The organism is Sphingomonas sp. VDB2 (genome assembly GCF_047946695.1).
Classification (GTDB): Bacteria; Pseudomonadota; Alphaproteobacteria; order Sphingomonadales; family Sphingomonadaceae; genus Sphingobium; species Sphingobium bisphenolicum.
The window spans coordinates 1,737,510-1,751,024 of the sequence record NZ_CP159615.1; the positions used below are offsets into that span (position 1 = coordinate 1,737,510).

A 13,515-nucleotide genomic window follows, 5' to 3' on the forward strand; every position below is an offset into this window, starting at 1 on the left:
CATGCGTGCCGGCGGGCTTTCTTTTTGCGGGGAAAAATCGGTCGCCCGACTTTCAAAAAGTGGGTCGATCCGTGTCACAAACCTCTTGACCATCGCCAGAACCGCGCTTATTTGCGGCCTCCCAGGCGCGACGCGCCAGGGATTGATGCCCGATCCTCTAATGGTAAGAGAGCGGACTCTGACTCCGTCAATCAAGGTTCGAGTCCTTGTCGGGCATCCAAAACTTCCCCAGATAGTCACGCCGCAACATGGCAAAGGCGCCGATATGCGCGCCATGCTCATGGGCAGATCAGGGTATATCCTTCCGCATCGCGTCGATCATGATACGCCATATATTGGCGGCATCCCCCTGATGCGCCGGCAGGGGCTGTTCAGGACTCACATAGCGAACGAGTTCGGCTCCGGCTTCGCTCATCCGCGCGCTGGGCTCGTGTAGCGCTTCTATCACCACCAGCGCCTGGGGCATGTAGCCGTGCCACATCAGCCCGTCAGCGACGGGGGCGTCTTCAGGCTGGCCATCAAGGGCGCATAGAGCGCGAGCGGCGCGTTCGATCGGAGTCATGGCCCGAAGGTCGCGGAAGGATGTGAGCCAGTCAAGCTTCATCGCTGACGCAGGCGGCTTATGCCAATTGAATGCCCACCGCTTCCGCCACCTTGATGCCGTCGATCGCAGCGGACAGGATGCCGCCGGCATAGCCCGCGCCCTCGCCCGCCGGATAGAGGCCGATGACGTTGAGGCTTTGGAAATCCTTGCCGCGGGTGATGCGGATGGGCGAGGAGGTGCGCGTTTCCACGCCCGTCATCACCGCGTCGGGATGGTCATAATGGGCGATCTGGCGGCCGAAGGCGGGCAGCGCTTCGTGGAACGCCTCGATCACATAATCGGGCAGGCAGCGCGCCAGGTCGGTCGGGGTCACGCCCGGCTTATAGGACGGCACGACCTCGCCTAATTGTGTCGAAGGGCGGCGGGCGAGGAAGTCGCCCACGGTCTGGCCCGGCGCCCAGTAGGAGGAGCCGCCCGCGACATAGGCCATGGATTCCCAATGGCGTTGCAGGTCGATGCCCGCCAGCGGCCCGTCGGGATAGTCGCGCGCCGGATCGATGCCGACGACGAGGCCGGAATTGGCGTTGAATTCGGCGCGGCTATATTGGCTCATGCCGTTGGTGACGACGCGCCCTTCTTCCGACGTAGCGGCGACGACGCGGCCGCCGGGACACATGCAGAAGCTATAGACAGTACGGCCGTTAGCGCAGTGATGGGCGAGGCTGTAGGAGGCTGCGCCCAGATCGGGATGGCCGGCGCATTGGCCGTAGCGGGCGCGATCGACCCAGCTTTGCGGATGTTCGATCCGCACGCCGATCGAAAACGGCTTGGCTTCGATATGGACGCCGCGGCCGTGGAGCATGGCGAAGGTGGGTCGGGCGCTGTGGCCGACGGCCAGGACGACATGGTCGGTATCGATCACGCTGCCGTCGTGGAGGACGAGGCCGCGCAAGCGCTGTTCGCCCGTGCCCGTGCGTTCCAGCACCAGATCGTCGACGCGCTGCTGCCAGCGATATTCGCCGCCCAGTGCCTCGATCTGGCGGCGCATCGCCTCGACCATGGTGACGAGCCGGAACGTGCCGATATGGGGATGGGCTTCCCAGAGAATGTCGTCGGGCGCACCGGCGGCGACGAACTCCTCCAATACCTTGCGGCCCAGGAAGCGCTGGTCTTTCACCCGGCAATAGAGCTTGCCGTCGGAGAAGGTGCCTGCCCCGCCCTCGCCGAACTGGACATTGCTGTCGGGGTTCAGCTCGGCACGGCGCCAAAGACCCCATGTGTCCTTGGTCCGTTCGCGCACCACCTTGCCGCGATCGAGGATGATCGGGCGGAAGCCCATCTGCGCCAGGATCAGTCCTGCAAACAGGCCGCACGGCCCCGCGCCGATGACGACCGGGCGCTTGCCCTGCCAGCCGTCGGGGGCATGGGTGACGAACTTATAGCCGGTGTCGGGGGTGGGCCGGACGTCATGATCGTCAGCGAAGCGCGCCAGCACGGCCGCCTCGTCCACCACATCGACGTCGAGCGTGTAGACGAGCAGGATGGCGGAGCGGCGGCGCGCGTCGTTGCCGCGCCGCACCAGGCTATGGCCGCGCAATTCTTGCGGTTCGAGGCCAAGGCGCTCGCAAATGGCGGCGGGCATCGCCTCGGCGCTATGGTCGAGGGGCAGTTTCAGGCCGGACAGGCGGATCATGGCATCGCCCATAGTGCGTCGGGACCGGAAATGAAATGGCGGTCAGGCCATCCGCACCCGCCCGACCAGCCATTCGCCCGCCAGCGCGGCCAGCATCGACAGGCCGGTGAGCGGGAAGAATATGCCCAGTCCCAGCATCAGCGCTGCGACCATGCGCCGGGCGGCGGGCGTGGCGGCGGACGGCGCGCGCAGGCGGCCATGCTTGCGCCGCTTCCACCACAGGATCGGCGCGGTGATGCACAGTGCCAGCAGGCAGAGGCAGCCCGCCAGCATCAACAGGCGATTGGCCGCGCCATATTGCTGACCCTGATGGGCGGCGATGCCCCATTCGACCGCTTTCGCCCCCGGACCGAACATGCGCCAGTCGATATCCTGCACCACCGCGCCGCTGGCCGCGTCGATGGTGAGGGCGCGGGCGTCGTCGGCGCGTTGCACCAGGCTCGCGACCAGATAGGGCGCGCCGGGATGGGACGGCAGGATGATCTGATAGCCATGGCGCAGCCCGCGCGCCGCGGCGATCCCCGCGACCGCATCCACGCCGATGTCGCCGATGGTCCCCACCGCGCCGCCGCCGTCGCGCAGGGTCCAGGGCAGCGCGTCCCTGGCCGGTGCGGTCCATGGGATGACCGCCATTTTCGGTCGGCCCCAATCGTTGGCGGCGACGACCGCGCGCAATCCGCCGCCCCAGATGTCGGTCCAGGGCATCCCCGTCACCGCGAGGAACAGGATGACCCCTGCTGACAGAAAGCCCAGCGTGCCGTGCAGGTCGCGCCAGAACAGCCGCCCGATCGGTCGGCCTCGTAACGCCAGTGCGGGTCGACCGCGACGGGGCCAGCGCAGATAGACGCCGGTGACGCATAAAAGGATCGCCCAGCCCGCGACGACCTCCACCAGCCGGTTGCCGATCGGGCCGGTCAGCGCCAGGCTGTGCAGATCCTTGATCGTCTTCATGACCCCGCCACCATGCATCGCGCCGAGGACGCGACCGTTAAATGGGTCAACGAGTTGGACAGTTGAATCGCCATTTTCCGCCCTGGCCGTGACCCGCCAGCTTTCCGTCCGAGCGGCCGGGATCAATAACTGCGTAACCCGATAGCTCGATATTCGTTGCGATATCGAAATGATTTTCGAGGGCGGTAATGGCCGCGCATGGGGCGGCGCGGTAATTCGCATCGGGTAGAGCAAGGCCTCCACCTCCGGCTTGTAGAGATAGAGCGCGCCAGTCACCGCCATCAACGCCAATATGGGCAGGACGATCAAACCGGCATAAAAATGCCAGCGCCACATCGCACGATAGAATGCGCCTTCCGCCATGGTTCCGCTCCCCGTCAGAAGTGCGCACGCACGCCGGCGTAAACCGCGCGGCGTTCGACGGGGTAGAAAGCGACGCTGCCTTCGTCGGCGGCGGTGGCGGCATTGTCCGGCGTGTAGCGGACGAGCGCACTGATATCGCCGATCGCGCGCCGGGCGGTCAGGTTGCGGGCGTCGAGGAACAGGGTGAGGCCATTGCGCACCTGCGCCTGTGCGCCCAGGTTCAGCATCGCATAGCCACCCACGCGCTTCGTGTTGGCATAATCGACCCAGGCGCCCTGCGGCAGCCATTCGATCGCCGGCGACAGGCTGAGACGGTCCGTTCCCAGCGTCAATTCCGCGCGATAGGCGTGGCGCGGGACCACTGGAAGGCGATTGTCGCCGAACTGCATGTCGTCGCGGAAACGAAAGTCGCTATAGCCATAAACCTGCCGCAGCGTCGCCCAGGGCGCCAATATCAGGTCGAGGCCGGCCTCCAGCCCCTGATGCCGGGTGCGATCGGCGTTGAAGGTGGCGGCGGGGATGGTGCCGGCCACCACGCTATATTGCAGCATCTCGCCCCTTATGTCGGCGCGGTAGAGGCTGACGTCCCAGCGCGCTATGCCCCGCCGGCCACGCGTGCCGACCTCCGCGGTCCATGCCTTTTGCAGGCCGACCGGGGTAAAGCCGGGCGCGCCGCCTGCGGGCGTCTGGCTGAGTTCCCCAAAACCGGGCATTTCGACCGATCGGCTATAATTGGCGTAGAGCTGCACGGCCGGCGAGGGCTGGTAGAGCAGGCCAACCTTGGGCGCGAAGGCGTCGAAATCCACATTGCCGCTGCGTGCCGGTGCGAAGCGATTGGCGATGCGGCGCTCTCCATGGCTGTAGAGGCCGCCGGCGATCAGCCAGAGATTGGCGACCGGCGCGATGCGCGCTTCGCCATAGCTGTTGATAGTCTGGGCTTTTTGCCGGGCGTTGGCCGTAATCGCGCCGCTGCGTCCGCCGATATTGACGAACTGGCGCGCCTGCACCGCACCGAAACGGGCCTGACTGCCCAACGTGAGTTCCAGCGGTATGCCGCCCAGGTCGCCCGCCAGATCGAGGCTGGCGAAGACGCCCCGATCCTCCGATTTCTGGTCGATCACCTGATAGATGGGATGGGACAGCGATTTGGCGTTGTAGAAAAGGCCGAAGGCGAGTGCGCCATGGCTAAGGTCAACGGTCGTGCGATTTTGCAGACGGATCGAATCGATGTCGCGGGCCTGATCGCCGGTGACATTGCCCTTGGCCGGATTGTTCAGGGCATCCCGCTCGCTCAGTGCACCGGCGAGTTTCTGGCGGATCGTCTGGGCGCTGGCGTAAAAGCGGGTTTCGATATGGTCGGTCAGCTTCAACCCGACATTGCCGTTGAAGCGCAGCGCCTTGCGGTCGCCATGGGCGCGGTCGCTGTCGGATCGGTCGGCGGTCAGCGCGGCATAGGCGTCGCCCCGGTCGTCGGCATAGCCATAGGCGGCCTTGGCCCGGATCGTATCGAAACTGCCGCCGTCGATGCGCAGGTCCGCCCCCGGCGCGCTGCGGCCGGTCGGCGTCACCGCATTGATCGCCCCGCCCAGCGTCGATCCGCCGTAGCGCAGCGCATTGCCGCCGCGATAGACCTCGATATGCTGGAAGAGCTGCGGGTCCAGTTCCTGAAAATCGCCATTATCGTCTGCGGAATTGATCGGCACGCCATCCTGCAACAGCGTCAGCCCGCGCATATGATAGCCGCGCGACAGGCCCGATCCGCGGATCGATATCCGGACCTCCTGCCCGAAGCGCGGCTGGGTATAGACGCCCGGCGAAAAGGCCAGCGCATCGCCCAGGGAGACGGCGAGTTTATTCTCGAACGCTTCCGCGGCGATGACATCGACGCCGCCGGGGGTGCGCTGCACGCGGGCGGCAGCGGCCTCTACGGCGGGACTTGCGGTGACGATGATGGCGCTGTGTTCGGCGTCTTCGGCAAAGGCGGGAACGGCGGACAGGGCGAGAATGAGGGCGCACAGCGGCAGGCTGCGCGCGGCATGGATAGGACGCATGGAACGACTTTCTGGAAATGGAAAATGCAGGATCGGCGCTCGAATCCGGGTGTTCCCGCGTAGGCGGGAACCCAGATCGGACGGCAGGACTGGTTTCCCGCCTTCGCGGGAACACGTCATCCTGGCACGAGAGCGCGTGGAAAATCAGAAAGTCGCAGGTGGCCCGGATGAGGGCGGCGGCGGCGCGGCCAGCCGTGCGATGACGCCGGTCTTGAGCGCGAACGCTATAACGCCATAAGCCAGTTGCCAGGCCGGCAACGGCAGGTCGGCGGCGACGAGCGGCGGCACCACGGGCTGGATCGAGGCGGCGAAGGGGCAATGTTGCTGCCCGGTCATGCCGTCGTCCGGCTGGCCATGCCTGCCCGGCGCCTCGCCACGGGGCACCACGACATTGACCGCGCCCTGCCCAGTGCAGAGCGTCACCACGACGCCCTTTTCGGTGCGCACCGGCATGAAGCCTGCGGGCGCGATCAACTGGATGGCGAGGACGAGCAGCGCCAGAGCGGCCAGCCAGCCGCGCGCGCCCTCCGATTGTCTGATCGCCCCCATCATGGCGCTTCCCTAGCGGCGACGGGACGTTCTGTCATCCGGTCAAAAGGTCCAACCAGCGTCGCTTACTAACCTTGACGTAAACGTAAAGTCGAATTACATCTTTATGGATGGACAACCGCAGCAGCATCGCCGGAATCGAACTGCCCGACCATAGCGAACGGCAGAGCTACAGCATCACCGACCTGAGCGAGGAGTTCGGCGTCACCGCGCGCGCGCTGCGCTTCTATGAGGATGAAGGACTGATCTCGCCGGAACGGCAGGGGCTGGCCCGCATCTATTCGCGGCGCGACCGCGCCCGGCTCGCCTGGATATTGCGCGGCAAGCGCGTCGGTTTCAGCCTGACCGAAATCCGCGAGATGATCGATCTGTACGACGCCGACGAAGAGCATGAGGCCCAGCGCCGCGTCACCGTGGACAAGTGCAAGGCGCGAATCGACCTTCTGACCCGGCAGAAAGAAGATATCGACGCTGCGATTGCCGAACTGGACGCCTTCGTCGCGACCATCGAACAGCGCTAATTCCCTCCCCTACCCTTCAATAAAAATATCGCAGGAGAAGACCATGCCCAGCTATGCCGCCCCCGTTCGCGACACCCGTTTCGTGCTGGACCATGTGGTCGGGCTGGACCGCTACGCCAACCTCCCCGGCTTCGAGAACGCCACCCCCGACCTGGTCGAGGCGATCCTGACCGAAGGCGGCAAGATGGCGTCCGAAGTGCTGTTTCCGCTGAACGCGGTGGGCGACAAGGAAGGCTGCACCCGGCATCCGGACGGCAGCGTGACGACGCCGACCGGCTTCAAGGCGGCGTTCGACCAATTCGTCGCGGGCGGATGGACGACGATCCACGGCCCGGCGGAATTTGGCGGCCAGGGCCTGCCCAGCGTGCTGGCGACGGCGGTGGACGAATATGTGCTGTCCGCCAACCAGGCGTTCGAAATGTATCATGGCCTGACCGCCGGCGCGGTCGCGGCGCTGATCGCCAAGGGCAGCGCCGAATTGCAGCAGCGCTATATTCCCAAGATGGTGTCGGGCGAATGGACCGGCACGATGAACCTGACCGAACCGCATTGCGGCACGGACCTGGGCCTCATCAAGACGAAGGCGGTACCACAGGCCGATGGCAGCTACAGCATCACCGGCACCAAGATCTTCATTTCGGCGGGCGAACATGACCTGTCGGAAAATATCATCCACCTCGTCCTCGCCAAGACGCCCGACGCGCCCGAAGGCAGCAAGGGCATTTCCTTGTTCGTCGTACCCAAGCTGTTCGTCGGTGACGACGGGACAGTGGGCGACCGCAATGCCGTGTCCTGCGGGTCGATCGAGCATAAGATGGGCATTCACGGCAACGCCACCTGCGTCATGAATTATGACGGCGCGACCGGCTGGATCGTGGGCGAGGAGAATAAGGGCCTGGCCGCGATGTTCATCATGATGAACGCCGCGCGGCTGGGCGTGGGCCTGCAGGGGCTGGGCCAGGCGGAGATCGCGTTCCAGAATGCGGTCCATTATGCGAAGGATCGCCGTCAGGGCCGGGCGCTGACCGGGCCGAAGGAGCCGAACGAAAAGGCCGACACGCTGTTCGTCCATCCCGACGTGCGCCGGATGCTGATGGAGGCCAAGGCGATCACCGAAGGGCTGCGCGCCTTCATCCTGTGGGGCGCGTTGCAGGTCGACCTGTCGCACCATGCCGCCACGGAAGAAGAGCGCCAGACCGCCGACGACCTGATCAGCCTGCTGACCCCGGTCATCAAGGGCTATGGCACCGACAAGGGCTTCGACGTGGCGGTCGCCTGCCAGCAGGTGTTTGGCGGCCATGGCTATATCTGGGAAAATGGCGTGGAGCAGTATGTGCGCGACGCGCGCATTGCCCAGATTTACGAAGGCACCAACGGCGTGCAGGCGATGGATCTGGTCGGCCGCAAGCTGCCGATGAACGGCGGGCGGGCGTTGCAGGCCTTCCTGAAGATCGTCGCGGACGAGGTGGCCGACGCCAAGGGGCATGAGAAGCTGAGCAGCTTTGCCGAGGCGCTGGAAAAGGCGAGCGCCCAGTTGGGCGCGGCAACCATGTGGCTGATGCAGAATGCGATGAAGAACCCCGAACATGCCGGGGCCGGCGCGCATCATTATATGCACATCATGGGCATCGTCGCGACCGGCCTGATGTGGCTGCGCATGAGCAAGGCGGCGGTGACGCTGCTGGAAGCGGGCGAAGGGGACGCCAGGTTCCTGGAGGCCAAGCTGGTGACGGCGCGCTTCTTTGCCGAACGCATCATGCCCGACGCCGGATCGCTGCGTCGCAAGATCGAGGGCGGCGCCGACGCGCTGATGGCGCTGGACCCGGATATGTTTCTGGCGGCTTGATCGTAACGACCAGCCTCGTGCGAAGGAAGGGCGGCCTGTGGGTCGCCCTTTTCTTTGCGTCAGGCCGCGAGCGGCAGTTGCTCCTCGACCGGCGTCGGCGTCACATCGTCCGCGACCGGCGCCTGCACCTTGGCCAGTCCGGCGATATAGCGTTCGGCGGTGACGACATCACGGCGATAGGCGAAATAGAGCGACAGAAGGGAAAACATCGTAGAGCCTCGATTGATGGATTTGCTGCGTTGCAGCATCAAGGTTCATCTGGGCTTTTGGGCGGGCCTTCGCAAATGCAATGCGGGTCAAGGCGATTGCAGTTAATGTATTCCATGACCCGCATCATAGTATTTGCAGGAGCACGCAGCACCCTGAAACACTAGCCATCACTCCCGGCTCCCGTTAGCATCCACCCATGCAAGCCCCCGACATCGCCGCGCCTTCGACGCCCTCCGCATCCCGCACATTGGGTCTGGCCGCCTGCATAGCGCTGGTCATGGGCAATATGATCGGATCGGGCGTTTTCCTGTTGCCCGCCGCCCTCGCGCCGTTCGGCTGGGATGCGGTGGCGGGGTGGGTCTTCACCATCGCCGGGTCTTTGGTGCTGGCCTTCGTCATCACCCGGCTGACCGTCGCCTTGCCCGACGCCAATGCGTCGCAGATGATCGCGCGCGCCTATGGGCCGCTGGCGGGGTTCGCGATCGGCTGGATCTACTGGCTGTCGATCATCATCACCAACGTCACCATCGCGGTGGCGGCGACCGCGAACCTCAGCAGCGTGCTGCCGGTGTTGGCGAAGCCGGGCGTCGGTGCGATCTGCTCGATCGGCTTTCTCTGGGCGATGACCGGCGTCAACCTGATCGGCGCGCGCGCGGCGGGTATGACGCAGATCGCCACGACCTGCATCAAGCTGATCCCGATCATCGTGGTCATGGTGCTGCTGGTGCTGATCCTGGGCAGCGGCAAGGCGCAAGTCGCGCCCTTCCCCGCACAGGGGTTGACCGGCGCGGGCATCACCGCGTCGGCCGCGCTGACGCTGTGGGCGCTGCTCGGCTTCGAATCCGCCAGCGTCGCGGCAGACAAGGTGCGCGACCCCGCCCGCACCATCCCGCGCGCCACGCTGATCGGCACGGCGGCGACGGGACTGATCTACCTGCTGGTCTGTTCGGGCATCGCCCTGACCCTGCCCGCGGCGGAAACCCAGACCGGATCGCCCTTTGGCGCGTTCGTGAGCCATTATTGGTCACCGGGACCGGCGCGCTATATCGCCATCTTCGTGGTGGTGAGTTGCCTGGGCGCGCTCAATGGCTGGACCCTGTTGCAGGGGGAAGTGCCGTTGGCGATGGCCCGCGCAGGCGAACTGCCGCGCTGGCTGGCGCGCACCAATGCCAAGGGAACGCCGGTGCGCGGGCTGATCCTGTCCACGTTGCTGGCCAGCCTGTTGCTGATAGCGAACAGCCTGCAAGGGCTGGTGGCGCTGTTCACGGCGATGGCGCTGCTGGCGACGTCAGCGACCTTGTGGCTCTATGTGGGTTGCGCGTTGGCGAGCTTGCGGTTCCGGCTGGTGGTGCCGGCGGCGGTCATCGGGCTGGGCTATGCGCTTTGGACATTGTGGGGCGCTGGGTTAGTGGCCAGCGGGTCGAGCATCCTGCTGATGGCGGCCGGCCTGCCCTTCTACTGGTGGGCGCGGCGGGAGCGAACCGCCGATTGAGCAACGCACGCCGTGTTCCCGCGCAGGCGGGAATCCAGTTCAGACGGCGGGACTGGGTTCCCGCCTACGCGGGAACACGCTGTACGTTACTAACCCTAAGCGTAGCAGGCGCTCAATCCGCCCACAGATCCTTGAGCTTGGAGAAGAAGCCGCTGACCTGCGGGCATTCTTCGCCGGTTTCCGTCTCACGGAAGGCTTCGAGCAGTTCCTTCTGCTTCGCGGTCAGGCGGGTCGGCGTCTCGACGTCGATCTGGACCACCAGGTCGCCCTGACCACGGCCGTTCAGCACCGGCATGCCGCCGCCGCGCTGGCGGATCTGCTTGCCAGACTGGATGCCGCTGGGAATCTTGATCTCGTGCCGCAAGCCGTCGAGGCCCGGCACTTCGATCGAACCGCCCAGCGCAGCCGTCGTGAAGCTGACCGGCGCGCGGCAGAACAACGTCGTGCCGTCGCGTTCGAACAGGCTGTGCCGCTTCACATGCAGGAAGATGTAGAGGTCGCCCGCCGGTGCGCCACGCGCGCCGGCCTCGCCCTCGCCCGACAGGCGGATGCGCGTGCCTTCATCGACGCCGGCGGGGATGTTGACCGACAGGCTCTTGGGCTTGTCGACGCGCCCTTCGCCGCGACAGGAACGGCACGGGCTTTCAATCACCTGGCCCGCGCCATGGCAGGACGGACAGGTGCGTTCGACCACGAAAAAGCCCTGCTGCGCGCGGACCTGCCCATGGCCCTTGCAGGTGCCGCAGGTCTTGACCCCGGTGCCGGGCTGCGCGCCCGATCCCTCGCAGCTGTCGCAGGCGGCCGAAACGTCGATCGCGATTTCGGTCTTCTTGCCATGATAGGCTTCGTCGAGCGTGATCTCCATATCGTAGCGCAGGTCCGCGCCGCGGCGATTGGCCTGCCGCCCGCCGCCCTGCCCGCCGAAACCGGACTGGCCAAAGATCGTTTCGAATATGTCGCCCAGATCGGAAAAGCCGCCCGCGCCGCCGCCGCGAAAACCGCCACCGCCGCCACCCTGCTGCTGCTGGGTATAGGCCGCATGGCCGAACCGGTCATAGGCCGCGCGCTTCTGCGGGTCTTTCAGGCAGTCATAGGCTTCGGATACGGCCTTGAACTTCGCTTCGCTGTCCGCGCATCCGCCGGTCTTATCCGGGTGATATTTCATCGCCATCTTGCGATAGGCGCTTTTGATCACCGCGCCGTCGGCCGTGCGCTCGATTTCGAGCAGTTCGTAAAAATCAACTTCGGTCGTCATAGAGGCCCCCGCCTGCATCGCCCATCATGCCGGCCTGCGCCGGAATGACGGGCGATGGGCATAGTTTTACGCCTTGTTGTTTTCGTCGACTTCCGAGAATTCGGCGTCGACGACATCGTCATCGGCCTTGGGCGCGTCCGCACCCGGAGCCGCCGCATTGGCCTGCTCCTTCTCGTAGATCGCCTGGCCGAGCTTCATCGCGACCGTGGCGAGTTCCTGCGCCTTGGCCTTCATCGCTTCGGCGTCGCCGCCTTCGATCGCGGCCTTGGTGTCGGCGATCGCGGTTTCGATCTCGCCCTTCAGCGAAGCGTCGACCTTGTCGCCATGTTCGGCGAGCTGCGCTTCGGTCGTATGGACCAGGCTTTCGGCGTTGTTCTTCGCCTCGGCCGCCTCGCGGCGCTTCTTGTCGTCTTCGGCGAAGCGCTCGGCATCCTTGACCATCTGGTCGATGTCCGAGTCGCTGAGGCCACCCGACGCCTGGATGCGGATTTGCTGCTCCTTGCCGGTGCCCTTGTCCTTGGCCGACACGTTGACGAGGCCGTTGGCGTCGATGTCGAACGTGACTTCGATCTGCGGCACGCCGCGCGGCGCCGGCGGGATGCCGAGCAGGTCGAACTGACCGAGGATCTTGTTGTCCGCCGCCATTTCACGCTCGCCCTGGAACACGCGGATCGTCACCGCCTGCTGATTGTCGTCAGCGGTCGAGTAAACCTGCGACTTCTTGGCGGGGATGGTGGTGTTGCGGTCGATCATGCGGGTGAACACGCCGCCCAGCGTTTCGATACCCAGCGACAGCGGGGTCACGTCGAGCAGCAGCACGTCCTTGACATCGCCCTGCAACACGCCGGCCTGAATGGCGGCGCCCATGGCGACGACTTCGTCCGGGTTCACGCCGGTATGCGGTTCCTTGCCGAAAAATTCCTTCACGGCTTCGCGCACCTTGGGCATGCGGGTCATACCGCCGACCAGAACGACTTCGCTGATCTCGCTGGCCGAAACGCCTGCGTCGGCCATCGCCTTCTTGCAGGGTTCCATCGTGCGCTTGATGAGGTCCGCCACCAGACGCTCCAGATCGGCGCGGGTGATGGTCTTCACCAAATGCTTGGGACCATTTTGATCGGCAGTGATGAAGGGCAGGTTGACTTCGGTCGTCTGGGCCGAGGACAGCTCGATCTTCGCCTTTTCAGCGGCTTCCTTCAGACGCTGGAGGGCCAGCTTGTCCTTGGTCAGGTCGATGCTTTCCGCCTTCTTGAAGTCGGCGGCCAGATATTCCACCAGCTTGGCGTCGAAATCTTCGCCGCCCAGGAAGGTGTCGCCGTTGGTAGACTTCACTTCGAACACGCCGTCGCCGATCTCCAGGATCGAGATGTCGAAGGTGCCGCCGCCAAGGTCATAGACCGCGATCGTCTTGCCGTCCTGCTTGTCGAGGCCATAGGCCAGCGCCGCCGCGGTCGGTTCGTTGATGATGCGCAGCACTTCCAGCCCGGCGATCTGGCCGGCATCCTTGGTCGCCTGACGCTGGGCGTCGTTGAAATAGGCGGGAACGGTGATGACCGCCTGCGTCACGGTTTCGCCCAGATAGCTCTCGGCGGTTTCCTTCATCTTCTGCAGGATGAAGGCGCTGATCTGCGACGGGCTGTAATCCTCGCCACCGGCCTTGACCCAGGCGTCGCCGTTCGGACCCTTGGCGATGTCATAGGGGACGAGTTCCATGTCCTTCTTGGTCATGGGATCGTCGAAGCGGCGGCCAATCAGGCGCTTCACCGCGAAAATCGTGTTGTCCGGATTGGTGACCGCCTGGCGCTTGGCCGGCTGGCCGATCAGGCGCTCGCCATCCTTGGCGAAGGCGACGATCGAGGGCGTGGTGCGCGCACCTTCCGCATTTTCGATGACCTTGGGCTTACCGCCATCCATCACGGCGATGCAGCTGTTGGTGGTGCCAAGGTCGATACCGATAACTTTTGCCATTGTGTCCTCTTTGAACCCCAAATTCTATTCAGCGGTTGACGGCCCAATACCTCACATAAGCGCCAAGGCAAG

General features: G+C 65.1%; 11 protein-coding genes and 1 tRNA gene. 4 read left to right on the plus strand and 8 right to left on the minus strand.

Going from position 1 to position 13,515, the window contains the following annotated elements:
* Nucleotides 1-146 precede the first annotated feature (146 nt).
* Nucleotides 147-220 (plus strand) — tRNA-Gln (locus tag ABT375_RS08510).
* Between the two features lie 69 nt (nucleotides 221-289).
* Here the strand turns inward: ABT375_RS08510 and ABT375_RS08515 are convergent.
* The 5 genes from ABT375_RS08515 to ABT375_RS08535 all read right to left on the minus strand — a co-directional run bounded on the left by ABT375_RS08515 (nucleotide 290) and on the right by ABT375_RS08535 (nucleotide 6,154).
* Entirely contained in the window at nucleotides 290-604 is a 315-nt protein-coding gene (locus ABT375_RS08515) for a hypothetical protein (protein WP_416464749.1), read from the minus strand.
* Between the two features lie 16 nt (nucleotides 605-620).
* Nucleotides 621-2,237 (minus strand): NAD(P)/FAD-dependent oxidoreductase, encoded by a 1,617-nt coding sequence (locus tag ABT375_RS08520; protein WP_416464750.1) that lies wholly within the window; start codon nucleotides 2,235-2,237, stop codon nucleotides 621-623.
* Nucleotides 2,238-2,279: 42 nt separating this feature from the next.
* Complete coding sequence (locus ABT375_RS08525) at nucleotides 2,280-3,551, minus strand: PepSY-associated TM helix domain-containing protein (RefSeq protein WP_416464751.1); 1,272 nt, start codon at nucleotides 3,549-3,551, stop codon at nucleotides 2,280-2,282.
* Nucleotides 3,552-3,565: 14 nt separating this feature from the next.
* On the minus strand, nucleotides 3,566-5,602 hold the full coding sequence (locus ABT375_RS08530) for a TonB-dependent receptor family protein (RefSeq protein WP_416464752.1): 2,037 nt from the start codon (nucleotides 5,600-5,602) through the stop codon (nucleotides 3,566-3,568).
* A 144-nt stretch (nucleotides 5,603-5,746) separates the two neighbouring features.
* Entirely contained in the window at nucleotides 5,747-6,154 is a 408-nt protein-coding gene (locus tag ABT375_RS08535) for a DUF2946 family protein (protein ID WP_416464753.1), read from the minus strand.
* Nucleotides 6,155-6,261: 107 nt separating this feature from the next.
* Between ABT375_RS08535 and ABT375_RS08540 the strand changes: the two genes are divergently transcribed.
* Together ABT375_RS08540 and ABT375_RS08545 are read left to right on the plus strand one after the other, a co-directional pair.
* Nucleotides 6,262-6,672 (plus strand): MerR family transcriptional regulator, encoded by a 411-nt coding sequence (locus ABT375_RS08540; protein WP_224548755.1) that lies wholly within the window; start codon nucleotides 6,262-6,264, stop codon nucleotides 6,670-6,672.
* A 43-nt stretch (nucleotides 6,673-6,715) separates the two neighbouring features.
* The gene (locus ABT375_RS08545) at nucleotides 6,716-8,518 is read left to right on the plus strand and encodes an acyl-CoA dehydrogenase C-terminal domain-containing protein (RefSeq protein WP_224548754.1); all 1,803 of its coding nucleotides are present in this window, start codon (nucleotides 6,716-6,718) and stop codon (nucleotides 8,516-8,518) included.
* A gap of 59 nt (nucleotides 8,519-8,577) precedes the next feature.
* On the opposite strand, the gene ABT375_RS08550 is transcribed toward ABT375_RS08545, so the two are convergent.
* Complete coding sequence (locus tag ABT375_RS08550) at nucleotides 8,578-8,727, minus strand: hypothetical protein (RefSeq protein ID WP_224548753.1); 150 nt, start codon at nucleotides 8,725-8,727, stop codon at nucleotides 8,578-8,580.
* 197 nt (nucleotides 8,728-8,924) lie between these two features.
* On the opposite strand from ABT375_RS08550, the gene ABT375_RS08555 reads away from it, so the two are divergent.
* Nucleotides 8,925-10,220: an amino acid permease gene (locus ABT375_RS08555; RefSeq protein ID WP_416464755.1), complete on the plus strand. Its 1,296-nt coding sequence runs from the start codon at nucleotides 8,925-8,927 to the stop codon at nucleotides 10,218-10,220.
* Between the two features lie 112 nt (nucleotides 10,221-10,332).
* On the opposite strand, the gene dnaJ is transcribed toward ABT375_RS08555, so the two are convergent.
* Nucleotides 10,333-11,475: a molecular chaperone DnaJ gene (gene dnaJ / locus ABT375_RS08560; protein WP_416464756.1), complete on the minus strand. Its 1,143-nt coding sequence runs from the start codon at nucleotides 11,473-11,475 to the stop codon at nucleotides 10,333-10,335.
* A gap of 66 nt (nucleotides 11,476-11,541) precedes the next feature.
* Nucleotides 11,542-13,443 (minus strand): molecular chaperone DnaK, encoded by a 1,902-nt coding sequence (gene dnaK / locus ABT375_RS08565; RefSeq protein WP_224548748.1) that lies wholly within the window; start codon nucleotides 13,441-13,443, stop codon nucleotides 11,542-11,544.
* Nucleotides 13,444-13,515: the final 72 nt, after the last annotated feature.